Origin of the sequence: Nocardia pseudobrasiliensis NBRC 108224 (assembly GCF_001613105.1) — a bacterium.
Taxonomy (GTDB): Bacteria; Actinomycetota; Actinomycetes; order Mycobacteriales; family Mycobacteriaceae; genus Nocardia; species Nocardia pseudobrasiliensis.
Genome location: NZ_BDBS01000010.1, coordinates 232,127 through 256,548 on the forward strand (window position 1 = coordinate 232,127; position 24,422 = coordinate 256,548).

A 24,422-nucleotide genomic window follows, 5' to 3' on the forward strand; every position below is an offset into this window, starting at 1 on the left:
CCGCGGTGCATTAGCGTGGGGGCCATGGCAAGCGACGCCACGGTGGTGTGGACCGACCGGTTCCTCGAGTACAGCTGGACGCCGGAACATCCGATGAAACCGGCGCGTTTGCGATTCACCATGGCGCTCGCCCGCGGCCTGGGACTGCTCGAGGGCGTCGAGACGCTGCGTCCGGATCCTGCCGAAGAGTCCGAATTGCTGAGGATTCACACCCCCGCCTACATCGAGGCGGTCCGGCGCGCCTCGCCGTCGCACGGGCTGGGGTCCGAGGACAATCCGGTATTCCCGCGCATGCACGAGGCCGCGTCGGTGATCGTGGGCGGCACGCTGGCCGCCGCGCGGGAGATCGTCGAGGGCCGTACGCGCCGAGCGGTCAGCATCGGCGGCGGCATGCATCACGCGATGGCCGATTCGGCGTCGGGCTTCTGTATCTACAACGATGTGGCGGTGGCGATTTCGTGGCTGCTGGACCACGGTTTCGACCGCATCGCCTATGTCGACGTCGACGTCCATCACGGCGACGGCGTCCAGCGCGCGTTCTATGGCGATCCACGGGTGCTGACCCTGTCGATCCATCAGCATCCGGCCACACTGTGGCCCAATACCGGTTGGCCGGAGGAGATCGGCGCGGGCGCGGCGGAGGGCACCGCGATCAATCTGGCGATGCTGCCCGGCACCCGGGATCCGCAGTGGCTGCGCGGTTTCCACGCGGTGACGCCGGGCGCGCTGGCGGCGTTCCGGCCACAGATCCTGATCAGTCAGTGCGGTGTCGACACCCATCGCGAGGATCCGCTGGCCGATCTGGAACTGAGCGTGGACGGCCAGCGCGCCGCGTTCCTGGCCATGCGCGAGCTGGCCGACCGCTATGCCGAGGGCCGCTGGCTCGCCGTGGGCGGCGGCGGGTACGGCCTGATCCGGGTCGTGCCCCGCGCCTGGACCCATCTGCTGGCCGCAGCCCTGGATCGTGAGATTGATCCGGCGACAGCGGTTCCGGCCGAGTGGATCGAGCAGGCTCGCGCCTATCAACCCACCGTCGAACCGCCGCGCGCCATGGGCGACGGCGCCGATACCGCTTTCGCGCACTGGGACGGGCCGGGCGGCACCGCCGAAACCGGCGACGAACGCCTCGATCGTATGCAACGCGCCCTCGACACATCCGTATTGGCCACGCGCCGAGCCACTTTCGGGTTGCTCGGCCTGGATCCGGAGGACCCCCGTGACTGAACCGTCCGACTCCACACCCGCGGATCCGCCACCGCCACCGCAGCATTGGTACGCCGATGTGCTCGCCTCCGACGGCGGTGTCGTGCGGATGCGCCCGATCACACCCGACGACGCCGAGGATCTGCAGCGCTTCCACGCCGGGCTGTCGGATCGCACACGCTATCTGCGTTACTTCGGCCCGTATCCGAAGATGACGCCGAAGGATCTGTTCCGTACCACCCACGTCGACTACCGCGACCGGGTGGGACTGGTGGCGGTGCTGGGCGATTCGATCGTCGCGGTGGGCCGCTACGAACTGCTGCCCGAACATCCGGGCGCCCGGGCGGCCGAGGTGGCGTTCGTGGTCGCCGACGAACATCAGGGCCGGGGTCTGGGCTCGATCCTGCTCGAACATCTGGCGGGTGCGGCCGCCGAGAACGGTATCGACACCTTCGTCGCCGAGGTGCTCGCGGAGAACAACGCCATGGTGACGGTATTCCGCGACGCCGGGTATCAGGTGCGCCGCAACCGCGACGGTTCGGTCCTGCATCTGGAATTCGCCATCGATCCCACCGAAGCCCTACTGTCGGTGCGCGATTCGCGCGAGCGGGCCTCCGAGGCGCGCAGTGTCGGCAATCTGCTGAGTCCGCGTTCGGTCGCGGTGATCGGGGCGACCCCGTCCTCGGGCCGGGTCGGTGGCGCGGTCTTGGCGAATCTGCTCTCGGGCGTGTTCCAGGGACCGGTATATCCGGTGAATCCGAACCGCAGTTCGGTGCGCGGTGTGCGCTCCTACGCCACGGTCCGCGATATTCCGGACGAGGTGGATCTGGCGGTGGTCGCGGTGCCCGCCACCGAGATCAAATCGGTGCTCGACGACTGTATGGCCAAGGGTGTCAAGGGTTTGGTGGTGCTGACGGCCGGATTCTCCGAAACCGGGCCGTCCGGATACGCCGCCGAGCGCGATCTGGTGGACGCCGCGCGCGGGCACGGTATGCGGGTGGTGGGGCCGAGCGCGCTGGGCATCGCCAATACCGATCCGGCGATCTCGCTCAACGCCACCCTCGCGCCGGTGCTGCCCGGTCGCGGCCGCATCGGATTCTTCTGCCAATCCGGGCCGTTGGGCGCGGCCATTCTCGGTGAGGCGGCCGCGCGCATGCTCGGCCTGTCGACCTTCGTCTCCGCCGGTAATCGTGCCGATGTGTCGGGTAACGATCTGCTGCAGTACTGGGATAGCGATCCGGCCACCGATGTGGTGCTGCTGTATCTGGAGACCTTCGGCAATCCGCGCAAGTTCTCCCGGATCGCCCGGCGGGTGGCGCGCACCAAACCCGTCGTGGTGGTGAGCAACGGCCGCCACACCGCGCATACCGGGGCGCTCAGCCCGCTGGAACTGTCACTCGGGCGAGATCTGTTCGCCCAGGCCGGAATCGTGCAGGTGGACACCATCTCCGAGATGTTCGACTGCGCCATGCTGCTGGCCTACCAACCGCTGCCCGCCGGGCCGCGGCTGGCGGTGATCGGAAACAGTGCGGCGCTGGAGTGGATGGCGGTGGACGCGGCGCGCGCGGAGGGGCTCACGGTGGGCGAGCCGACCGATCTGGGCCCGCAGGCCGATCCGGCCGACTACCTCACCGCCGTCGCCGCGGCCGCGCGCGATCCAGAGGTCGACGCGCTGATCGTGATCTTCTCCCCGCCCGTGCCGACCTCGATCGCGGCCTTCGCCGAGGCCATCCGCTCCGGCGCGGCCGATATCTCGAAACCGGTGCTGACCACGTTCGTCGCCGAACACGGGATGCCGAATCTGCTCGCCGCCCGGGGCAGCGGCGGCATGGTCGAGCGCGGCTCGATCCCGTCCTATCCCGAGCCGGAGCGCGCCGCGCGGGCGCTCGCCCGGGTGCGGCGCTACGCCGACTGGCGGACCCGGCCGGTGTCGACGGTGGTGCGGCCCGCCGATATCGATACCGAGCGGGCGCGAGAATTGGTGGGGGAGTGGATGTCTCGCGCGCCCGAGGGGGATTGGCTGGCCGATCTGGACGCGGCGCGGCTGCTGGCCTGCTATGGGGTGCGGGTGGTGGAATTCCGGGAGGTTCGCGATGTCGAGGCGGCGGTGGCCGCGGCCGAGGAGCTCGGCTATCCGGTGGCGGCCAAGGCGACCGGTGAGCTGTGGCGGCTGCGGCCGGATCTGACCGGGGTGCGGCTGGATCTGTGGCGGCCCTCCGCGGTGCGTCGCGCCTACGACGATCTGGCCGAACTGTCCGGCAACGAGGTCGTGCACATCCAGAAGATGGCCACCAAGGGGCTGGGCTGTGTACTGCGGGTGCAGGACGATCCGTCGTTCGGCTCGGTGATCAGTTTCGGGCTGTCGGGAACGATCATCGATCTGCTCGGCGATCGGGTGTACCGGGCGCTGCCGCTGACCGAGGCCGACGCGATCCGGCTGATCGACGCGCCGCGGGCGGCGCCACTGCTGGACGGGCAGTCCGGTGTGCCCGGTCGCACGGTCGGGGAGCCGGTGGACAAACGGGCGCTCGCCGAACTGGCACAGCGCGTTTCGGCACTGTGCGACGATCTGCCCGAGGTCCGCGAACTGGCGATCGAACCGGTGCTGGCCGCGCCACAGGGGGCCGCCATCCTCTATGCCCGGGTTCGTATCGGACCCGAACCCAGCCGCTTCGACGTCGGCCCCCGCCGATTGGCCTGAGCCGGTCAGCCGCGGCCGAGCCGCTGGACGGCGCTCAGCGCCTCCGGCAGCTTGGTGAAGCCCTCGTCGGCGAGGAGGTGGCCACCGCCCGGGATCACGATCGTCTCGGCGGCCAACTCGACGCCGAGGGCGTGGGAGGCCGTCGGCGACACGATCGAGTCGTCGTCGGAATGGATCATCACGCGCGCGCCGATGCGGGGGATCAGCGCGGCGAGCTTGGGCCGGTCGGTGAGGTAATCGTCCAGCTCGGGCAGGGTCGGCAGGGTGCCGAGGAATCCGGAGACGGCGACGAAACCGGCCAGTCGCCAGTCGGATTCGAGGGCGGCGAGATGACGCAGGGCGGTGATGGTGCCGAGGCTGTGCGTCACGAGCACGGTATCGGCATCGACGTCGCCGATCTCGTCGGCCAGCCGGGCGTCCCACTCCCGCCGGACGGGGGCCTCCGGGGTGGGCAGTTCCACGATCGACACCTCGTGGCCCTCGGACTCGAGCTGTTCGGCCAGCCAGGGGAACCAATGAGCATCGACGGAGGCGCCGTAACCATGAACGATGAAGATACGCACGCATCGGCGAACCTGCCGTTGGACCGGGAATATTCCGCGTCGCGAACGTGGCCGCGCCCACATTCGCGCCGCCCGCGACGGTTCACGACCACGGCGATGGTCGATACTGGCGGTATGCGCGAAGATCAGATCGAGGCTGCCACCGCGCCGCTGCGCGACGACATCCGTTTCCTCGGAGCGATCCTGGGCGAGACGATCCGCGACCACGAGGGCGCGAATGTCTTCGACCTCATCGAGCGAGTCCGTGTCGAGGCGTTCCGGGTGCGCAGATCGGAGGTGGAGCGCAGCGCGGTCGCCGATATGCTGCGCGATACCGAGATCGAGGTGGCCATTCCACTGATCCGGGCGTTCAGCCACTTCCTGCTGCTGGCCAACCTGGCCGAGGATCTGCAACGCGATCGCCGCCGCGCGGTCCATCAGGCGGCAGGGGAGCCGCCGCAGGATTCGAGCCTGGCCGCGACCTATCGCAAACTGGATTCCTACCCGCCCGGCGGTGCGAATGTCGCCGACCTGCTCACCGACGCGCTGGTATCGCCGGTGATCACCGCGCACCCCACCGAGACCCGCCGCCGCACGGTCTTCGACGTGCAGTCGCGCATCACCGAACTGATGCGGATGCGTCAGCGCTATGTGACGACCGAACCGGAGTACGCCGATCTCGAGAACCGGATCCGCCGCCAGGTACTCACCCTGTGGCGCACCGCGCTGATCCGCCTGGCGCGCCTGCGAATTCAGGACGAGATCGAGGTCGGGCTGCGCTACTACGACATGTCCCTGCTCGAGGTGATCCCGCGGATCAATGCCGATGTACGCGACGCGCTGCGCTCGCGTTGGCCCGACCGGGATTTGCTGGCGCGGCCGATCCTGCGCCCGGGGTCGTGGATCGGCGGGGATCGCGACGGGAATCCGAATGTCACCGGCGAGGTCGTGCATCGGGCCACCCATCGCGCGGGCACGGTCGCATTTGGTCATTATCTGAAAGAGCTTGTGGGCCTGGAGAAATCGCTGTCGCAGTCGGCGCGACTCGTACTTGTCTCACCCGAACTGGCCCGGCTGGCCGATGCCGGATACGACGAATCGCCGCAGCGCGCGGACGAGCCGTATCGCCGCGCGATCCGCGGTATCCGGGCTCGGCTCACCGCGACGGCGCTGCGGGCGGTAGGCGAAATTCCCGGCGAGGGTGTGGATGTCGGCGCGCGCCCGTACGCGACACCCGCCGAACTGCTCGATGATCTGAACGTGGTGGACGCGTCGATGCGGGCCTCCGGCGACGGGCTGCTGGCCGACGATCGACTGGCCGCGTTGCGCGGTGCGGTCGAAACCTTCGGCTTCCATCTGCAGGGTCTGGACATGCGCCAGAACTCCGAGACGCACGAGCAGGTCGTGGCCGAGCTGTTCGCCTGGGCCGGAGTGCATTCCGATTACGCGAGCCTGTCCGAATCCGAGCGCGTGCGGCTGCTCGCCGCCGAGCTGAGCACGCGCCGCCCGCTATTGGGTCCGACGGCGAATCTGAGCGAGCTCGCGGTCAAGGAGCTCGGCGTGGTCCGTGCCGCCAAGGCCGCGCTGGACGATCTGGGCCCGGATACGGTGCCGAACTACATCATCAGCATGTGCACGTCGGTCAGCGATCTGCTCGAGGCGGCCTTGCTGCTCAAGGAGGCCGGGATCCTGGATCCGGGCGACGCGCAGACCCCACCCAGCAGTCCGGTCGGGGTGGTGCCGCTGTTCGAGACCATCGACGATCTGCGCCACGGCGCCGAAACTTTGGTCGCCGCCTTGGAAGTCCCGGCCTATCACCGCCTGGTCGTCGCGCGCGGTATGCAGCAGGAGGTCATGCTCGGCTACTCCGACTCCAATAAGGACGGCGGATATCTGGCGGCCAACTGGGCGCTGTACCGGGCCGAACTGGATCTGGTGGACGCCGCCCGCAAGACCGGAATTCGATTGCGGCTGTTCCACGGTCGCGGTGGCACCGTGGGTCGCGGCGGTGGCCGCAGCTACGACGCCATCCTCGCCCAGCCGGCGGGGGCGGTGCGCGGATCGCTGCGCCTGACCGAACAGGGCGAGGTGATCTCGACCAAGTACGCCGATCGCGGCACCGCCTACCGCAATCTGGAATCGCTGGTCGCCGGAACGCTCGAGTCGACGTTGCTGGATGTGGAGGGGCTGGGCGCCGAGGCCGAACCGGCCTATGAGCTGTTCGACGAATTGGCCGAGCTGGCCCGCCGCGCCTATGCGGCGCTGGTGCACGAAACACCGGGTTTCGTCGACTACTTCCGGGCCTCGACGCCGATCGCCGAGGTCGCCGATCTCAATCTCGGCAGCCGACCGGCCTCGCGCAAACCCACCAGTTCGGTGAGCGATCTGCGCGCGATTCCGTGGGTGATGGCCTGGAGTCAGTCGCGGGTCATGCTGCCGGGCTGGTACGGCACGGGCACCGCGATCGAACAGTGGGTGGGCGAGGATCCCGCCCGGCTGGAAACCCTGTCGCGGCTGTACGCGCGCTGGCCGTTCTTCCGGACGGTCATGTCGAATCTGGCGCAGGTCATGGCCAAGGCCGATATGGATATCGCCGCCCGCTACGCCGAACTGGTCGACGACGAATCCTTGCGCACGAACATCTTCGGCATGATCCGCGAGGAATTCGATCGCACCGTGCGCATGCACGCGGCCGTCACCGGCAGCGATCAGCTGCTCGCCGACAACCCCGCCCTGGCCGAATCCATCCGAAACCGTTTCCCCTACCTGGAACCGATCAACCAGATGCAGGTCGACCTGCTGCGCCGCCGCCGCTCCGGCGACACCACCGAACTGGTCGAACGCGGCATCCTGCTCACCATGAACGGACTGGCGACGGCGCTGCGCAACTCGGGATAGTGGCCGAGGAACTCCAATTGTCAACCCGGACAATGTAATCGGCATCGGACTGAACGCTCGGTGAACGTCGTCGGCATGGTCGCCGGGGGCGGCGCCGGGCGTGGTGTGGTGAGGGCATGAGTAGATCACCGGGTTTTCTGAAGCAGTTGGCCGCCATCGGTTTCGCCGCGGTGAGCGCCTTCGGCGCGGCGGGGGCGGCGGCCGCGCAGCCGTTGGAGGAGGTGGCGGCCGGGACCGAGAAGGTAGTGGTAATCGGGTTGGACGGCACCATGTTTCGCAAGATTCAGGAGGCCAAGGCGACCCGGCTGTTGCGGTTGGCGGGTGAGGGCACGCTCGCGCAGCGGTCGATCGCCCCGCACATCACCATCTCCGGGCCGTCGTGGGCCAGTGTGCTGACCGGAGTCTGGGACACCAAACACGGTATCCGGGACAACAATTTCACCGCCGCGCCGTTCGCCAAGTATCCGACCGTCTTCACCCGGCTGGAGAAGGCCAAGCCCGCCCTGGACACCCGATCGATCGCCACCTGGGATCGGATTCCGGTCATGAGCGGTAGCGGCTCGCCGCACGCCGATGTGAATATCGCGACTCGCAAGCCTCCGCTCGATCCGACCGAGCAGAAGATCGACGCCGCCACAACGGATCTCGATGTCGACGCGATCACCAACTCGGGTCCGGATCTGCTGTTCACTCATCTCGATCAGGTCGACACCGCGGGGCACGGTCACGGCGCGGCCTCCGAGGACTATCTCGACGCGGTGAGCCGCGTCGACGGTCTGGTCGGCCGGATCGTCGACGCCGTCGACGCTCGGGCGAAGGCGCATCCGCGGGAGCGCTGGAACATCATCGTCACCTGCGATCACGGTCACAAGCCGGGTGGCGGCCACGGCGGCCAATCCGCCGACGAGACAGCGAATTTCGTGATCGCGCGTGGTCCCGCCTTCCGGCACGGGGCGACCGATCGCACCGGTTCGCTCGTCGATGTCACGCCCACGATCCTCGATCTGCTCGGTGTGCCCGCCGATCCGGTCTTCGACGGAAAGTCACTGGTGGACAACAAGTCCTGAGTATCAGGTCGGTGCGCTGCCGATATCGTCGGGCAGGTCGGTGACGAACATGTGGCCCGGTGCGTGGGTGATCGCCAGGGGTGGGGCGGATGCGGCGATCACGGCCTGTGGGGTGACCCCGCAGGCCCAGAACACCGGCGTCTCATCGGCTTCCGGTTCGATGGCGTCGCCGAAGTCGGGCCGCGTCAGATCGGCGATACCGAGCTCCGAGGGATCACCCGCGTGCAGCGGCGCGCCGTGGGCCAGCGGCAGTTCGGCGGTGATGCGGCGGGCCGCGTCGATCTGATCGTCGCGGATCGGGCGCATCGATACCACCACCGGTCCGTGGAATCGCCCGGCCGGTGCGCAGCGCAGCGATGTAACGAACATCGGGACATTGCGGCCCAACTCCTGATGCCGCAATCGAATTCCGGCGTCGAGCAGTCGCGCCTCGGCGGTGAAGCTGCAGCCGAGCAGGAAGGCGACGGCGTCGTCGGGCCATATCGCGCGCACATCGGTCGGTTCGTCGGCCAGGCGGCCGTGCCGGTAGACGCGATAGCGGGGGATATCGGTCCGCAGGTCCGCGCCGGGTGCGGCGCGGCGCGGTTGGGGATCGCCGGGCGCGGTCTTCTCGATGAGCGGTAAGGGCCGCGGATTGTTCCGGCACAGCTGCTCGAACTCCCCGGCCGACTCGGCGGGCAGCACAACAAGATTCGCCTGGACGAATCCGAGGCCCATACCCGTGGTGGGCTCGGCCAGCGCGCCGGATCGGCACCGCAGTCGGATCGCGTCGGGGCAGGACAGATCACCGCGTTCCATGAACCGATGGTATCGACCCCAACCTTCATTAGGTAGGAATATTCCTACGGTTGACATGTAGGAGTATTCCTACCTATAGTCGCGGTCATGACGATTTCTCAGATCGGCAAGATCACGGCATTCGTATCCGACCAGGACCGGGCCAGGAAGTTTTATACCGAGGTGCTCGGATTCGCGGTCCGCACCGACGCCGTGTTCGGAGACAACCGGTGGCTCGAGGTGGCGCCGGGGGAGGCGGGCGCCTCGATCATCCTGCACATCCCGTTCCCGGGGGCGAGTGCTGGAACGCTGGCGGGCGTCATGCTCGACAGTCCGGATATCGATGCGGTCGTGACCCGGCTGCGCGAAGCGGGAGCCGAGGTCGACGGGCCGACCGAACTGCCCTGGGGACGCCAGGCCACCTTCGCGGATCCCGACGGCAACTCCTTCGTGCTGGCCGCCACGGATTCGGCGCGGTGACAATGCTTTTCGAGGCGCACGGTATCGCCGAGCTATTCGGGGACACCATGGCGTCGGACAGGTTGGAATTGTCGGCCGAGCGGGGAAGATTGCTGACGACTCGGGGCGCGAGGGCGCGGGACAAGACCACTCTCGTACATATGCTGGCCACTCTGACCCGGCCGGGTGCGGGCGCGTTGCGCGTGCCCGGCCACGAGTCGTGCGACAGGCCGCCGCGGTGCCGTTCGATCGGGTCGGCCGGACAGCACGCCCTGGTGGGAATTTTGTTCACCGGGACCGAGAATCCGGAGATGATCGCGGTGCCGTCGGAGTCACGGCCGCCGAGGGCTCGGTGGCTTCGGACATTCCGGCGGGTGTTACGTCGCGGCGGCGCTGGCCTGGTGTTTCGATATTCTCGTGCTCGTCGTCGCGGTCGCCGTGCTGCTGTTCCGGCGGCGCTGGGCGGACGAAACGAGGGACCGGAGGAACGACGGTAATGCCACATCGCGTGAAATCCAGCAGTGCCGATCTGGTGTTCGGCGCGCTCGCCAATCCCACCCGGCGCGAAATTCTCGATCTGCTGCTCGACGGGGAGCAGACCGTGCAGGCGATCGCCGAGCGGTTCGATATGGCCCGCCCGAGCGTGTCGGAACATCTGAAGGTGTTGCGCGACTGCGGTTTGGTCGAGGAGGACAAGCGCGGGCGCTACCGGTTCTATCGAGTGGAGCCACAACCGTTGCACGAGTTGCAGACCTGGCTCGATCCGTTCGAGCGATTCTGGCGGGCCAGACTGCGTGACCTGGGCGAGGTGCTCGACACCCTGCCCGACGATCCCGACGACAGAACGGAATCCGTGCGGTGACCGACGATTCGACCACCATCGAGTTGGACCAGTTCTATCCGCACCCGCCCCGCAAGGTCTGGCGGGCGCTGACCACACCGGAACTGATGGTCCGCTGGATGATGCGCCCCACGGGCTTCGAGCCGGTGGCGGGCAATATCTTCCACATGCGCGGGCGCGCGATCCCACAGACCGGCTTCTCCGGCGAAATCCGCTGCGAGGTCCTGGAAGCCATCGCCCCGAAACGCCTCAGCCTCAGCTGGAACGACGCCCACGCCGAAACCGATACGGGCTGGGTGGTCACCTGGGAACTGCATCCCGAGGGCACGGGAACCCGAATCCTGTTCACCCACACCGGCTTCGACCCCGACGACCCCACCGCCCAACTGTCCCGCCAGATCATGAGCGGCGGCTGGCCGAGCATGCTCGCCCGCCTGGAGGCCGCCCTCGAGGACCAGTAGCCGTCCGATACGCCCGCTGCCCGAACTCCGGCCGCACACAACCACGACCTGCAGGTGCCCCACCCGACGGCCTGGCCTGGGCATCGGAAGTCCAGGACATGCCTTCCGCACACGGGGGCGACCGTTACCTCGACCGGTTATGCGGGGGCCGTGGCGCGCGGTTATGTGGGGGCCGTGGTGGGTGGATATGCGGGGCCGGGTAGGGCGGACGTGTGAGGGCCTCGGTGGGCGGTTACGTGGGGCCGTGGTGGGGTGGGTGTGCGGGGGCTTTGGCGGGGCGGATCGTGAGGGCATTGTGGGATGGATATGCGATGGCCCCGAAGTGTTTCTTCGGGGCCATCGGCGACCTGGGGAGGTCGGGGGTGCTCAGTGGGTTATCAGGTTCTCACTGATGGGGGATGGTGTTAGGGGGCAGTAGTCCGCCTAGCGGGTTGGGATCCGCAGCGGGTGCCTTTTCTCCTTCCTTGCCCTTCTCCTCCCCTTCCTTCTTGGGCTTCTCCGTGCCTTCCTTGCCCTTTTCGCCGCCCGGCTTCCCCTCGGACTGCGGGTCGGCCTTACCCTTCTCGCCCTTGGCATTGGGGTCGGGCTTCTTGCCATCCTTATCGGCTCCGTCGCCGGCGGCGCCTTCCTCGCTGTCGGGGCCGCGCTGGCCCATCAGCATGCCGCCGAGGCCGGGAACCAGGCCCTCCAGGGTGGCTCCGGGGCCCTGCCCGAGTTTGCCGAGTGTGCCGGTCGGGTCATTGGCGCCGAGGCCGTTCTGGCCACCGAGCATGCCGCCGAGGCCCTGCTGGCCTTGCTGACCCTGCTGGCCCTGGAGGGGATTGAAGCCTTGGGTCTGGCCCTGCTGGCCTAAGCCGCCTTGCTGGCCGCCCTGTTGGCCTTGCTGACCGAGCATGCCGCCGAGGCCCTGTTGGCCGCCTTGCTGGCCCTGCTGGCCGAGCATGCCGCCTTGCTGGCCGCCCTGCTGCCCGCCCCCGCCGCCCCAGCCGCCTTGCTGGCCGCCCTGCTGGCTGGCGCCACCGCCCATTCCGCCCTGACCGTTGCTCGGGGCGCCGCCACCGGTTCCGGTACCGGTTGTGCCCGAATTAGCAGTTCCGTTGCTGGAAGGAGGATCCGCGACCGCAGGAGATGCGGCCACCACAGACAAAAGACCGGCCGATACTGCTGCGACCGTCCACTTCAGGATTCGCGACGTTCGGTATGTGGTCATTACCACATTAAATAACGACCTGACGGTTTGAAGTGGACGTTTGGGAAAATCAGCGTGTCTGACATCCGGGCGTGTCGATAATAGCTGGTAGATAGCTGTTTGTCAGCAGCAAACGCACGAAGGGGACATAGCAAACATTTTGGATACAACAACGCCGGCCGGTTCGCGCTCTGGCCCGCGAGGGGACGGGCGCGCGGCCGCCGGCCGGCGTTCGGGGTGATCACCCGACATGACCACCACGAGGTGCTGGGCCGGATTCCGGACGGCCCAGCGTCTGGGGGTCAGCTGGCGTAGGCCCGCAGGCGGTCGGCCCGCTCACCCTTGCGCAGCTTGGACATGACCTCACGCTCGATCTGGCGCACCCGCTCGCGGGACAGACCGAACAGCTTGCCGATCTGATCCAGCGTGCGCGGCTGACCATCGTCGAGGCCGAAGCGCAGCCGGATGACCTGCTGCTCGCGCTCGTCGAGGGTGGCCAGCACGCTGCGGACGTCACGGTGCATGAGTCCAGCGATGACCGCGCTCTCGGCGGAGGTGGCCTCGGAGTCCTCGATGAAGTCGCCGAGCGGGGCCTCTTCGTCGTTGCCGACCGGCATATCCAGGCTTACCGGGTCGCGGCTGTGGTCGAGCAGATCGGCGATCTTGTCGACGGCGATGCCGGACTCGCGGGCCAGTTCCTCGTCGGTGGCCTCGCGACCGAGCTGCTGATGCAGTTCGCGCTTGATCCGGGCGAGCTTGTTGACCTGCTCCACCAGATGGACGGGGAGCCGGATCGTGCGGCTCTGATCGGCCATGCCGCGGGTGATGGCCTGACGAATCCACCAGGTGGCGTAGGTCGAGAACTTGAAGCCCTTGGTGTAGTCGAACTTCTCCATCGCGCGGATCAGGCCGAGATTGCCCTCCTGGATGAGGTCGAGCAACGGCATGCCGCGGCCGGTGTAGCGCTTGGCGAGCGAAACCACCAGGCGCAGGTTGGCCTCGAGCAGATGCTGACGCGCGGCCTGACCGTCGCGGACGAGAATCGCCAGATCCCGTTTGCGACTGGCGGACAATCGCTTACCGGTCTCCAACAGGTGTTGAGCGTAGAGGCCCGCCTCGATGCGCTTGGCCAACTCGACCTCGTCGGCGGCCGTGAGCAGCGCCGTCTTACCGATCCCGTTCAGGTACACGCGTACCAGGTCGGCGGCGGGGCTCTGGGCGTCGAGGTCCGAATCGCTGGCGCGCACTCCAGTGGTGGCGGGGCTTGTCATGACTTGCCTCCTGTCGGTGGTGTCTCACTCCGAACAACGGACCCGACACTGGGAAAGTTCCCCGCCCCGGTCCCGGTAAACCGCGCTGAACTGCGGTTTTCATTACCCACATCTGAGAAGTTCCTAAGAAGGAACCTCGTGGGGAACGAGTGCACCCGGCGTTGCCGAGCGGCGACCCGGCGGGGATCAATCCGTGACTGTGTGCACCGTTGTTCCGATGAGGCCTACCCGGAGGGCGAGAAGGTAAGCCCCTCGGATCGAGATCACACAGTGCCGACCGGATGGATCAGCCCGTGTCGTACCAACCCGGTAACCACCGAGAGCGCGGCCGACCGGAACTCCGGGGTGGCCGTCGTGCCGGTGTGGCCGATCGCGAGCAGATCGACCAGTTCTTCCAACGGCAGGCCGTCGGCGCGCATTCCCGCGAGCAGGGCCGCGGTGCTGTCATCGATCTCGTGCTGCCAGCGCGGTCCGTCACCGCGATGCACCCGGACCACCCGCTGCTCCCAGCCGTCCTCGCAGGGCAGTGACACCCGCTCGAGCGCGGTGGCCGCGTCGACTTCGAAACGTGAAGTCCAAGCGAGATTCTCCGCGGCGGTGACCGCGCGCAACCAGGCCGAGCGCTCGAAGTAACGGGTCGCCTCGTCGCCCAGCGGATCGTCGAAGGCGTGGGTCAGATCCTCCGCGAGCAGTTCGGTGGGCCCATCGATCGCGCGCAGATAGACGAAGCCGAAGCCGATGCCCTCGACCTCGGCCGCGGCGAGCGCGTCGAGCCACTGTTCGGCGCGCCGCTGCGCCTCGGGATCGCGCGGATCGAGTCCGGCGTCGCGCAGCCAGGTTCCGACGTACAGGGCCGGATCGGCGATATCGCGCTGCACGATCCACGCATCGATGCCGTGATCGGGCAGCCACGACGACACCCGGCCCCGCCAGTCCTCGCCCTCGACATGAACCCAGGCCGCCAGCATGGCCGCGGTGCCGCCGGGGGCGAGCAGTTCGGGCGCCTGCCCGATGACCAGTTCGCTCGCGCCGTCCAGGGCCAGGCCGGAATCGCGGTAGGTGTGTTCGATGCGGGCCGGGCCGACCACGAACGGGGGATTGGCGACCACCTGATCGAATCGCCGCTCGGCCACCGGCTCGAACCAGGAGCCCTCGCGCAGTTCGATATCCAATCCGTTGAGCGCGGCATTGGCCTCGGCCAGCCACAGCGCGCGGTGGCTGATATCGGTTCCGGTGACCGTCGTCGCATAGGACGCGGCATGTACGGCCTGTACGCCGCAGCCGGTGCCGAGATCGAGAACGGAACCAACCGGTCGGGTCGGCGTGGCGCGCAGCAGCGACAGCGACGCGTGGCCGACTCCCAGCACATGATCGGCGCCGAGGGTGCGGCGACGCATCGAATCGTCGAGATCCGACAGCATCCAGCGCGTGCCGGCGCCCAGATCCATCGGCCGCAGATCCAACGCGGCCCGCACCTGCGCGCCGTCGCGCGCGAGCAGTCCGGCCGCGACCGCGCGATCGATACCCACCGGTGCGAGCGCCGCGGCCACCTCGTTTTCCGGCAGCGCGTCGCCGAGGAGCAGCAGCCGGATCAGCGTGCCCAATTCCCCCGCGCCCTGGGCGACTCGGCGCACCGGAACCGGTTCGGACCGGCCGAGCGCGGCGTGGACGTCGTCACCGAGCGCCTCGAGTAGCGAATCGGCGTCGTAGCGCACCCGGGTCAGCGCGGCGCGCAGGTCGGGGGCGAGTGCGGCGAGCTCGGAGACGGTCGTCGTTCGGTTCGTCGGCATAGCTGCGAACTCTGCCACCGCAACCGCCGGGCATCCCGCGCGGGTCCCGCCCTGGGACAACGGCATTCGCCGGGTGAAATGTCGCTTTCCTTGATATTGTGACCGGGCTCACGAGGAGGTAGCAGGTTGACAACAGAACAGCATGTCGGAGAGCCGGCGGAGGAGTGGGCTCGGACCTATGACAGTCCCGAGTTCCAAAGCCTGCGAAAGCGTTTCCGGCGCTTCGTGTTTCCGATGACCGTGCTGTTCCTGGCCTGGTACGCCTTATACGTGCTGCTGGCCGACTACGCGCACGAGTTCATGTCCGCGAAGGTGGCGGGCAATATCACCGTCGGACTGGTTTTCGGTCTGCTGCAATTCGTTTCGACATTCGTCATCACCTGGCTGTATGTGCGCTACGCCGATCGGGAACTGGATCCCATCGCCGATGAGCTGCGCGCGCGGGTGGAAGGGACCGACCGATGAACGCCGTGCTCGCCGCGACGGTCGAGGGCAGCCGCCCGGGCCTGAACATCACCATCTTCGTGGTGTTCGTTCTGATCACCCTGGTGATCGTGTTCCGTGCCAGCCGCGACACCCGAACCGCCGCGGACTATTACGCCGCCGGGCGGGCCTTCTCCGGTCCGCAGAACGGGATCGCGATCTCCGGCGACTATCTGTCGGCGGCCAGCTTTCTCGGCATCGCGGGCGCGATCGCGCTCTATGGCTACGACGGATTCCTCTATTCCATCGGCTTCCTGGTGGCGTGGCTGGTCGCGCTGCTGCTGGTGGCCGAATTGCTGCGCAATACCGGCAAATTCACCCTCGGCGATGTGCTGGCCTTCCGTATGCGGCAGCGGCCGGTGCGGGCGGCGGCGGCCACCTCGACGCTGGCGGTGAGTCTGTTCTATCTGCTCGCGCAGATGGCGGGCGCGGGCATTCTGGTCTCGCTGCTGCTCGGCGTATCCGGTGATCTGGGACAGAATCTGGTGATCGCGGTCGTCGGTGCGGTGATGATCGTGTACGTGCTCGTCGGCGGTATGAAGGGCACCACCTGGGTGCAGATCGTGAAGGCGGTGCTGCTGATCGGCGCGGCCGCCGCGATGACGGTGTGGGTGCTGGCCAAATACGGCCTGAATCTGTCGACGCTGCTGCAGGATGCGGTCGATCACGGTGGCAAGACCGGCGCGAAACTGCTCGAGCCCGGTTTCAAGTACGGCAAGAACGACACCTCCAAGCTCGACTTCCTGTCCCTGGCACTGGCTCTCGTGCTGGGTACGGCCGGACTGCCGCATGTGCTCATGCGCTTCTACACCGTGCCGACCGCCAAGGAGGCGCGGCGTTCGGTGGTGTGGGCGATCGGTCTGATCGGGCTGTTCTATCTGTTCACCCTCGTCCTCGGCTACGGCGCCGCGGCGCTGGTGGGTCCGGAGAAGATCGCCAAGGCGCCCGGTAAGGAGAACGCGGCGGCACCGCTGCTGGCGCTGGAACTGGGTGGACCGCTGCTGTTGGGATTCGTTGCGGCCGTGGCCTTCGCGACGATTCTGGCGGTGGTGGCCGGTCTGACGATCACCGCCTCGGCCTCGTTCGCGCACGATGTGTACGCCAATGTCATCAAGCGCGGGCGCGACGACAGTAAATCCGGTGAGGTGCGGGTCGCCCGGATCACCGCGGTGGTCATCGGCGCGGTGGCGATCGTGGGCGGCATTCTGGCCAAGAATCAGAATGTGGCGTTCCTGGTCGCGCTGGCCTTCGCGGTCGCGGCCTCGGCCAATCTGCCGACCATCCTGTATTCGCTGTTCTGGCGGCGCTTCAATACCAGCGGCGCGCTGTGGAGCATTTACGGCGGCCTGGCGGTGACGATCGTGTTGATCGTCTTCTCCCCGGCGGTATCGGGCGCACCCACCGCGATGTTCAAATCCGTGGACTTCCACTGGTTCCCACTGGCCAACCCGGGCCTGGTGTCGATTCCGGTCTCGTTCCTGCTCGGCTGGCTCGGCACGGTGCTGTCCAAGGAGCACGACCAGGCCAAGTACGTGGAGATGCAGGTCCGGTCGCTCACGGGTGCGGGAGCGGAGAAGGCCGTACAGCACTGATCGCGCCGCGAGACCCGCCGCGAGACCCTCAGTGCGCCAGGGCCTTCGGGGCGGCGCGGAAGGTCTTGCGGTAGGTCAGCGGCGGGATGCCCAGGCCCGCGCGCATATGGTGCCGCAATGAGGAGGCGGTACCCATGCCCGCGGCCCGGGCCACCTCGTCGATCGGCAGATCGGTCGATTCCAGCAGCCGCTGGGCGTGGCGCAGCCGCTGCTGCAACAGCCACGCGCCCGGGGCCAGTCCGGTCTCGGCCTTGAAGCGACGGGTGAAGGTGCGCACGCTCATTCGGGCGTGTGCGGCCAGACTCGCCAGATCGAGGTCCTGATCCAGATGGCGCAGCGCCCAGGCGCGGGTGGGCGCGGTGCCGTCGGAACCGTCCTCGGGGATATTGCGATCGATGAACTGGGACTGCCCACCCTCGCGCCACGGCGGAACCACGCAGTAGCGGGCGGCCTTGTTGGCGACCTCGCTGCCGTGATCGGTGCGCAGCAGATGCAGGCACAGATCGATACCCGCGGCCAGACCCGCCGCGGTGCAGATATTCCCGTCCTCGACGAACAGCAGATTCTCATCCATCCGCACCTTGGGGAACAGGCGGCGGAAATCGTCGGCGAACGACCAGTGCGTGGTGGCGCGACGGCCGTCCAGCAGGCCCGCGGCGGCCAGGACGAACGCGCCCGTGCAGATGGACACGATGCGCGCGTCGTCGCGAATGCTGCCCAGTGCCTCGGCCAGATCCGGTGGAACGGTGCCGAGTCGGCGCGGTTCTGGCATCTGGGTGCCCGGCACGATGACCATATCCGCGGTGGCCAGCGCCTCCGGCCCGGCCTGGGGCACCAGGGCGTAACCCATCGTGGACATCACCGGCGCGGTGGTCAGCCCGCATACCCGCACCTCGTAGAGGGGTGCGCCCTCGGGGGTTTCGGCGCTGCCCAGCACCGTCGGGGGAATGGTGGTGTCGAATCCGATGACCGGTTCGAGGGCGAGCACCGCGACCTGCTGCGGCACCACGGTTTCGGCGGGCGCGTCGGCCGCGACCTCGTCGGAAAGATTCTGCGGGACATAGGAAATCGTGGTCATCGCTGCGATACCTTTCCGGTCGAGGGATGACGGGAGGTGAGGCAATAGACGCCGCCGGTGGGGTCGTTCATCACGATCCAGTGCGCGCCGCGGTGTACCCGCCGCGCGCCGAGGGATTCGTGCCAGGTGGCGATCGCGGCGACATCGGCGCAGGCGATATCGATATGCGCCGAGGCCGGTCGATCGTCGTCGCGGCGCTGCAGCAGGATGCGGATCGGCAGCCGATCCGGCACGCCCAGGCGCAGGAATTCCGGTCGCGAGGTCGGACCCGGCTCCCAGCCGGTCAGCTCCGACCAGAACCCGACCTCGTCGTCGTATCCGGTGGCGGGGAGATCGAGGGTGACCTGATCCACGCGGCTCAGCGCGCCGTCCGGACCGGCCACCGGCGACGGGATTCGAGCGCCGTCTTCGGTTGTCAGACAGAACAACACGCCGCCCGGGGATCGCACCAGCGACCAGCCGTCGTGATCGGCCAGTAATTCCGCGCCGAGCTTGCGCGCCGATTGCCGTGCGGCCTCGAGATCGTCGACATCCAGGTCGAGATGGGCGCCGCCGGGTCCGCCCACCGCCTGTGCCCGCAGGCAGGCGTCGCCGTCGGCGGGCTCGAGCGTGGCGAATTCCCCGCGCCGTGGCGACAGCGTGGTCCCCGATACCGCGGTCCAGAAGGCGAAGGCCTCGTCGAACACGGCGGCGGGACGGTCGATGAAGGCCCAGTTCCAACGGATCATGCGCACTCCCCACTATTGGCCAGATATTGACGGATTGTGTCATTCAGGCCACTCGTTCGACAACCCGTTCCGGGAGACGATCTTCGGCGTGACCGAAGTGCGCGATCCCACGGGGACAACGGAAGTCAAAACCGGTGTATGGAGTCGAATGGGCATTCACCCCGCCTGGTTCGTCGCCGCGATCGGATTCTTCGCGCTGATCGGCGCGGCCGCGTTCCGATCGGTGCCCAGCGTGCTCATGGATCCGCTGCATGAGGAATTCGGCTGGTCGCACGGCACGATCGGCGCGGCGGTCTCGGTGAATGTCACGCTGTACGGGCTGATTTCGCCGTTCGCGGCGGCGCTGATGGATCGGATCGGCGTCGGAAAGGTGGTGGCGGGCTCGCTGCTGCTGATCTCACTGGGCGCGGGCCTGACCGTATTCATGACCCAGCCGTGGCAGCTGTGGCTGACCTGGGGCGTACTGGTCGGGATCGGTGTGGGATCGATGTCGATGCCGTTCATCGCCACGATCACCGGGCGCTGGTTCGTCCGTCATCGCGGCCTGATGACCGGGTTGCTCACCGCCGCCTCGGCTACGGGTCAGTTGGTATTCCTGCCGTTGGTGTCCACCCTCGCGGAGGATCACGGCTGGCGAACCCCGTCGCTGGCGGTGTCCGCGATCGCGCTGCTCGCCGTGCCGCTGGTGTTGCTGTTCGTCCGCGACTTCCCCAGCGATGTCGGCGTGCGCGCCTACGGCGCCGAGCCGGGCAGCACGGAGGGATTGCGCACAGAGATCCGGGGCGGGGCCGCCCGGGCGATCAAGGTGCTGGTGAACGTTTCGCGCAATCCCGTGTTCTGGTTGCTGGTCGGCGGATTCATGATCTGCGGCGCGACCACCGTCGGATTGATCCAGACCCATTTCGTCACCGCCGCACACGATCACGGCATGCCGATCACCACCGCCGCGAATCTGATGGTTCTGGTCGGCATCTTCGATGTGGTGGGCACGGTGCTGTCGGGCTGGCTGACCGATCGGATCGATTCCCGGTATCTGCTCGGCGCGTACTACACCCTGCGTGGGCTCTCGCTGCTGGTGCTTCCGTCGCTGCTCGGGCCGCACGCCCAGCCGAGCATGTGGGTGTTCATCATCTTCTACGGACTGGACTGGATCGCGACGGTGCCGCCGACGGTCGCGCTGTGCCGCGAGCACTTCGGCGACGACGCGCCGGTCGTGTTCTGCTGGGTGTTCACCTCGCATCAGCTCGGCGCGGCCATCGCGGCCACCGGCACCGGCATCATCCGCGATCTTCAGGGCACCTATGACCTGGCCTGGTACCTCGCGGGTGGACTGTGCGCGATCGCGGCCGTGATGTCGCTGGCCATCCGGCGCGGTATCCGCCCGGCCGAACCGGAACCCGCCGCGGCGTAGGGGGCCGTGGCGAGTGCATCGCCCCTTCGATGCCCGGCCTGCGAGACGAAGGGCCCCGGCCGTACGGTCGGGGCCCTTCGGCGTCAGCCGTCGATCGCGCGGTGCTGACCCGATTCCAAAGCCTTGGCCGCGCGGCGCTCGTCCCATCTGCTGGGCTCGTCCTTGCGGCGCGGCGGCCGGTCGTTGGCGATCAGCACCGCGATCCACGGCAGGGGCAGGGAGATGCCGATGATGATCAGCGAGATCAGCCAGTTGTGCCAGAGGCCGTAGGCGAAGGCGGCCAGCAGCAGGCATGGAATGCGGAATCCCATGATCAGCAGATAGCGGCGGACCCGAGCGCGATGCTGCTGTTCCAGCGACGGCGCGGCCTCGGTGATCAGAACGGGATGGCTGTTCTCGCCCGGGAAGTACCCTTCGCTGCGCTTGGGGGGTCGGGGAATGGAACCCGGGGGGTGGATCTCGAATTCGGGGTGAACCTCGTCGTCGCGGCTCTCGGCATCGGGGACATCGCCGTCACGCTGCATGCCTCGAGTCTTCCACTCCACAAGATCGAATGCACACGGGGTGGCGGCGGCGGAGCACGGATTTGGCATCATGGACGGGTGAGCACCGATACCCTGGTTCGCCCGGATACGACCACCGACGAGTCGACCGACAGCGATATCCCCAAGTACTTCCACTATGTGAAGAAGGACAAGATCGCGGAGAGCGCCGTCATGGGCACCCATGTCGTGGCCCTGTGCGGCGAGGTGTTCCCGGTCACCCGTTCCGCCAAGCCCGGCTCGCCGGTCTGCCCGGAGTGCAAGCGCATCTACGAATCGCTGCGCAAGGAGTGAGTCGACTCTTGTGAGCCGCTGCGCGGTCCTAGGAGACGCTGCGCAGGGGCTCCGGCTTGTCCTTCGACGGGTGCTTCGGCTCCGGTTCGCCGGAGATCGCGCGGGGGACGGCCGAACGGAGTTTGCGGGTCAGCCAGTAGCCGATGCGAGTGAGACGGCTGGCTCGGGCGGGCCAGAATTCCTGGACGGTCGCATTGAATTCCGCGCCGAGGATGACCGCGAAGCCCAGGAAGAATGTGAACAGCAGGAAGGCGATCGGGGTGGCCAGCGCCCCGTAGCTGATGCCGGTGCGCGTGACCCAGGACAGGTACTGACGCAGTCCCTCGCTGGCGGCCATGAAGAACACGCCCGCCACCACCGCGCCGCCGAACAGTCGGTGCCACGGCAGCGAGCGGTGCAGGGCGAGTTTGTAGAGCGTGGTCAGTCCGACGATGAGCAGCAGTCCGGTGCCCGGGTAGTAGAACGCGTCGATCAAGCGCAGTCCGGGTTCGCGCCAACTGCCGGGCAGCACCCGCCCGACGAGTGTCGGCCCGATTGCCACCAGCGGCAGCACGAATACCGCGATCACCAGGAACAGTACGTACAGCCACAGCGCGAACAGCCGCTGCCACACCGGATGCCGGGCCTCGGCCTGCCCGTGTGCGGCCACGATCGAATCGACGAAGGTCGACATCGCCGACGAACCCGCCCACAGCGACAGGACGAAGCCCACCGACACCACCGCGCCGCGCCCGCGCTGCAGCACATCGCGCACCGTCGGCGCGATCAGATCGTCGACCACATTGCCGCTGAACAGGTTCCGACTGAAACTGATGATCTTCGCCTCGACGATGTGCACGGTGTCCGGTCCGAACCAGCCGCCCACATAGCCGAGACTGCCGAGCAGCCCGAGCAGCAGCGGCGCGAGCGACAGGGTCTGCCAGAACGCCGCGGCCGCGGATTTGGTGAAGATCGAATCGTCCCAGGCCTTCACGATCACCCGCAAAGTGAGCTGTCCGCCGCGCCGCGCGGCCTGTCCGGTGCGATGCCCGGCGACCGCGACCGCCTCGAGCGCGGCGACGTGGAGTGGATGGCGGCCGGGTGTCTGCATGATGTCTCCAGCATTGCTCACCGAGACTCCGAATACCGCACCAGTGGCAAAACGTTTCGCCGGTGTTCTCGAACACAATGCTCCGGGGGGTACGCGACACGCGCGGTCGCGTGGAATGCGACACGTCGGGAGCGGTTATCCAGCGCGACACCGCGTCGGACTGGAAACGTGTCGGGGGCAATCGCTAACCTCTCTGGAGTGACTTCGGGTGGTGGCGGTTCGTTACGTGCATGGCAGCGCAGGGCTCTCACCAAATATCTGACGACGAAGCCACGCGACTTCCTCGCGGTCGCGACGCCCGGCGCCGGTAAGACGACCTTCGCGCTGCGACTGGCCTCGGAACTGCTGGCCGATCGCACCGTCGACCAGATCACGGTCGTCGCACCGACCGAACACCTCAAACACCAGTGGTCGGGTTCGGCCGCGCGCTTGGGTATCGCGCTGGACTCCAACTTCTCCAACTCCACCGGCGGCACCTCCGGCGACTATCACGGTGTCGTGGTGACCTATGCCCAGGTGGCCTCGCATCCGTTCAAACATCGCGTACGCACCGAAAACCGCCGCACGCTGGTCATTCTCGACGAGATCCACCACGCGGGCGACGCCAAGAGCTGGGGCGCGGCGGTCGACGAGGCCTTCGGGGACGCGACCCGAAGACTCGCGCTGACCGGTACCCCGTTCCGCAGCGACGATTCGCAGATCCCGTTCGTCAGCTACGAATCCGACGAATCCGGCTTCCCGCGCTCGCGCGCGGATTACACCTACGGCTACTCCGAGGCCCTGGCCGACGGCGTCGTGCGGCCCGTGGTGTTTCTTGCCTACTCCGGTGAGGCGCATTGGCGCGACAGCGCGGGCGACGAGTATTCCGCCCGCCTGGGCGAGCCGCTGAGCGCCGAACACACCGCCCGGGCCTGGCGGACCGCGCTGGACCCGGCCGGGGACTGGATGTCGAAGGTGCTGTTCGCCGCCGACACCCGTCTCAAGCAGTTGCGCGCCACCGGAATGCCCGATGCGGGCGGTCTGGTCATCGCGACCGATCAGGACAAGGCGCGCGATTACGCCGAACTGCTGGAACATATTTCGGGCAGTAAGCCCACGGTGGTGCTGTCCGACGATCCGACCTCCTCGAAGCGGATCGGCGAGTTCGCGGCCAATACCGATCCGTGGATGGTCGCGGTGCGCATGGTGTCCGAGGGTGTGGACGTGCCGCGACTGGCCGTCGGCGTGTACGCGACCAGCGCCTCGACCCCGCTGTATTTCGCGCAGGCGATCGGCCGCTTCGTGCGTGCGCGCCGGTCGGGGGAGACCGCGAGCGTATTCCTGCCGTCGGTGCCGGTGTTGCTGGATCTGGCCGCGCAGCTCGAGGTGCAGCGCGATCACGTCATCGGTAAACCGCATCGGCAGAAGGAGATGCTCGAGGACGAGCTGCTCGCCGATGCCAACAAGCAGAAGGACGAGCCCGGCGAGGAGGAGCGCAAATTCGTCGCCCTGGCCGCCGACGCCGAACTGGATCAGGTGATCTACGACGGCGACTCGTTCGGTACGGCCACCTTCTCCGGCAGCGACGAGGAGGCCGACTACCTCGGCATCCCGGGCCTGCTCGACGCCGAGCAGATGCGCGCGCTGCTGCGCGATCGGCAGACCCGCCAGATCAAGGAGCGCAGCGCCGCGGTGGCCGCGGTCCCGGTCTCCGGGCCCAACGCCTCGGCCGCGGCCGAACGCATCGCCACCGCCGATCGCCTGGGCGAGCTGCGCCGCGAGCTCAACAGCCTGGTCGCCATGCATCACCATCGCACCGGAAAGCCGCACGGGGTGATCCACGGCGAGCTACGCCGCGAATGCGGTGGTCCGCCGACGGCCCTGGCGACGGCCGATCAGCTGACCGAGCGGATTGCGGCACTGCGGCGCATGTGAGCATGTCGGGCCGGTGTCCGAATTGACGCGTTTTCGATGTGCGCAAACATTAACTGAGATGTAACCGATAATTTCTTCCGGACGGTATTAA

Annotated in this window: 21 protein-coding genes; 12 read left to right on the forward strand and 9 right to left on the reverse strand. The window is 67.7% G+C overall.

The genetic code is table 11. From position 1 onward, the window contains the following. Positions 1–24: 24 nt before the first annotated feature. Both NP4_RS12105 and NP4_RS12110 read left to right on the forward strand, forming a co-directional pair. The gene (locus NP4_RS12105; RefSeq protein ID WP_067996557.1) at positions 25–1,224 is read left to right on the forward strand and encodes an acetoin utilization protein AcuC; all 1,200 of its coding nucleotides are present in this window, start codon (positions 25–27) and stop codon (positions 1,222–1,224) included. Beyond that, positions 1,217–3,904 carry a bifunctional acetate--CoA ligase family protein/GNAT family N-acetyltransferase gene (locus NP4_RS12110; protein ID WP_067996560.1) on the forward strand — a complete coding sequence of 896 codons (2,688 nt, stop codon included), beginning with the start codon at positions 1,217–1,219 and terminating at the stop codon, positions 3,902–3,904. The genes NP4_RS12105 and NP4_RS12110 overlap by 8 nt, the downstream gene beginning before the upstream one ends. A gap of 5 nt (positions 3,905–3,909) precedes the next feature. Here the strand turns inward: NP4_RS12110 and NP4_RS12115 are convergent, their stop codons facing one another. Continuing rightward, positions 3,910–4,467 carry an RBBP9/YdeN family alpha/beta hydrolase gene (locus NP4_RS12115; protein ID WP_211335890.1) on the reverse strand — a complete coding sequence of 186 codons (558 nt, stop codon included), beginning with the start codon at positions 4,465–4,467 and terminating at the stop codon, positions 3,910–3,912. Positions 4,468–4,581: 114 nt separating this feature from the next. Here NP4_RS12115 and ppc point away from each other — a divergent pair, with 114 nt between their 5' ends. Continuing rightward, positions 4,582–7,344, forward strand: coding sequence for a phosphoenolpyruvate carboxylase (gene ppc / locus NP4_RS12120; protein ID WP_082875782.1), 2,763 nt, complete (start codon positions 4,582–4,584; stop codon positions 7,342–7,344). Between the two features lie 116 nt (positions 7,345–7,460). Next, positions 7,461–8,411: an alkaline phosphatase family protein gene (locus tag NP4_RS12125; protein ID WP_082875783.1), complete on the forward strand. Its 951-nt coding sequence runs from the start codon at positions 7,461–7,463 to the stop codon at positions 8,409–8,411. A 3-nt stretch (positions 8,412–8,414) separates the two neighbouring features. Here the strand turns inward: NP4_RS12125 and NP4_RS12130 are convergent, their stop codons facing one another. After that, a complete protein-coding gene (locus NP4_RS12130; RefSeq protein ID WP_067996567.1) occupies positions 8,415–9,209 on the reverse strand; it encodes a putative hydro-lyase in 795 nt (264 codons plus the stop codon). A gap of 87 nt (positions 9,210–9,296) precedes the next feature. On the opposite strand from NP4_RS12130, the gene NP4_RS12135 reads away from it, so the two are divergent. The 3 genes from NP4_RS12135 (at position 9,297) to NP4_RS12145 (ending at position 10,949) form a co-directional block, all read left to right on the forward strand. Continuing rightward, a complete protein-coding gene (locus NP4_RS12135; RefSeq protein WP_067996570.1) occupies positions 9,297–9,668 on the forward strand; it encodes a VOC family protein in 372 nt (123 codons plus the stop codon). Between the two features lie 475 nt (positions 9,669–10,143). After that, the gene (locus NP4_RS12140; RefSeq protein WP_067996573.1) at positions 10,144–10,509 is read left to right on the forward strand and encodes an ArsR/SmtB family transcription factor; all 366 of its coding nucleotides are present in this window, start codon (positions 10,144–10,146) and stop codon (positions 10,507–10,509) included. Then, a complete protein-coding gene (locus NP4_RS12145) occupies positions 10,506–10,949 on the forward strand; it encodes an SRPBCC family protein (RefSeq protein WP_067996576.1) in 444 nt (147 codons plus the stop codon). The genes NP4_RS12140 and NP4_RS12145 overlap by 4 nt, the downstream gene beginning before the upstream one ends. 385 nt (positions 10,950–11,334) lie before the next feature. Here the strand turns inward: NP4_RS12145 and NP4_RS12150 are convergent, their stop codons facing one another. The 3 genes from NP4_RS12150 to NP4_RS12160 all read right to left on the reverse strand — a co-directional run bounded on the left by NP4_RS12150 (position 11,335) and on the right by NP4_RS12160 (position 15,199). Continuing rightward, on the reverse strand, positions 11,335–12,159 hold the full coding sequence (locus NP4_RS12150; RefSeq protein WP_156524911.1) for a hypothetical protein: 825 nt from the start codon (positions 12,157–12,159) through the stop codon (positions 11,335–11,337). A 281-nt stretch (positions 12,160–12,440) separates the two neighbouring features. After that, entirely contained in the window at positions 12,441–13,409 is a 969-nt protein-coding gene (locus tag NP4_RS12155; RefSeq protein WP_062504916.1) for a sigma-70 family RNA polymerase sigma factor, read from the reverse strand. Between the two features lie 263 nt (positions 13,410–13,672). Continuing rightward, positions 13,673–15,199 carry a DUF7782 domain-containing protein gene (locus NP4_RS12160; RefSeq protein WP_067996582.1) on the reverse strand — a complete coding sequence of 509 codons (1,527 nt, stop codon included), beginning with the start codon at positions 15,197–15,199 and terminating at the stop codon, positions 13,673–13,675. Between the two features lie 126 nt (positions 15,200–15,325). Between NP4_RS12160 and NP4_RS12165 the strand changes: the two genes are divergently transcribed. Next, the gene (locus NP4_RS12165) at positions 15,326–15,664 is read left to right on the forward strand and encodes a DUF485 domain-containing protein (protein ID WP_067996584.1); all 339 of its coding nucleotides are present in this window, start codon (positions 15,326–15,328) and stop codon (positions 15,662–15,664) included. Next, the gene (locus tag NP4_RS12170; RefSeq protein ID WP_067996587.1) at positions 15,661–17,274 is read left to right on the forward strand and encodes a monocarboxylic acid transporter; all 1,614 of its coding nucleotides are present in this window, start codon (positions 15,661–15,663) and stop codon (positions 17,272–17,274) included. Before NP4_RS12165 ends, NP4_RS12170 begins: the two co-directional genes overlap by 4 nt. Positions 17,275–17,302: 28 nt before the next feature. Here NP4_RS12170 and NP4_RS12175 read toward each other — a convergent pair whose 3' ends face one another. Continuing rightward, complete coding sequence (locus NP4_RS12175) at positions 17,303–18,352, reverse strand: GlxA family transcriptional regulator (protein ID WP_082875785.1); 1,050 nt, start codon at positions 18,350–18,352, stop codon at positions 17,303–17,305. After that, a complete protein-coding gene (locus NP4_RS12180) occupies positions 18,349–19,080 on the reverse strand; it encodes a VOC family protein (RefSeq protein ID WP_067996589.1) in 732 nt (243 codons plus the stop codon). The genes NP4_RS12175 and NP4_RS12180 overlap by 4 nt, the downstream gene beginning before the upstream one ends. A gap of 148 nt (positions 19,081–19,228) precedes the next feature. Here NP4_RS12180 and NP4_RS12185 point away from each other — a divergent pair, with 148 nt between their 5' ends. Beyond that, complete coding sequence (locus tag NP4_RS12185; RefSeq protein ID WP_067996592.1) at positions 19,229–20,491, forward strand: MFS transporter; 1,263 nt, start codon at positions 19,229–19,231, stop codon at positions 20,489–20,491. Positions 20,492–20,574: 83 nt separating this feature from the next. Here NP4_RS12185 and NP4_RS12190 read toward each other — a convergent pair whose 3' ends face one another. After that, entirely contained in the window at positions 20,575–21,015 is a 441-nt protein-coding gene (locus NP4_RS12190) for a DUF3099 domain-containing protein (protein ID WP_082875787.1), read from the reverse strand. A gap of 78 nt (positions 21,016–21,093) precedes the next feature. Between NP4_RS12190 and NP4_RS12195 the strand changes: the two genes are divergently transcribed. Beyond that, complete coding sequence (locus NP4_RS12195) at positions 21,094–21,327, forward strand: DUF3039 domain-containing protein (protein WP_067996595.1); 234 nt, start codon at positions 21,094–21,096, stop codon at positions 21,325–21,327. 28 nt (positions 21,328–21,355) lie between these two features. Here the strand turns inward: NP4_RS12195 and NP4_RS12200 are convergent, their stop codons facing one another. Then, a complete protein-coding gene (locus NP4_RS12200; protein WP_373863830.1) occupies positions 21,356–22,438 on the reverse strand; it encodes a YihY/virulence factor BrkB family protein in 1,083 nt (360 codons plus the stop codon). A gap of 177 nt (positions 22,439–22,615) precedes the next feature. On the opposite strand from NP4_RS12200, the gene NP4_RS12205 reads away from it, so the two are divergent. Next, complete coding sequence (locus tag NP4_RS12205; protein WP_245997993.1) at positions 22,616–24,331, forward strand: DEAD/DEAH box helicase; 1,716 nt, start codon at positions 22,616–22,618, stop codon at positions 24,329–24,331. Positions 24,332–24,422 lie beyond the last annotated feature (91 nt).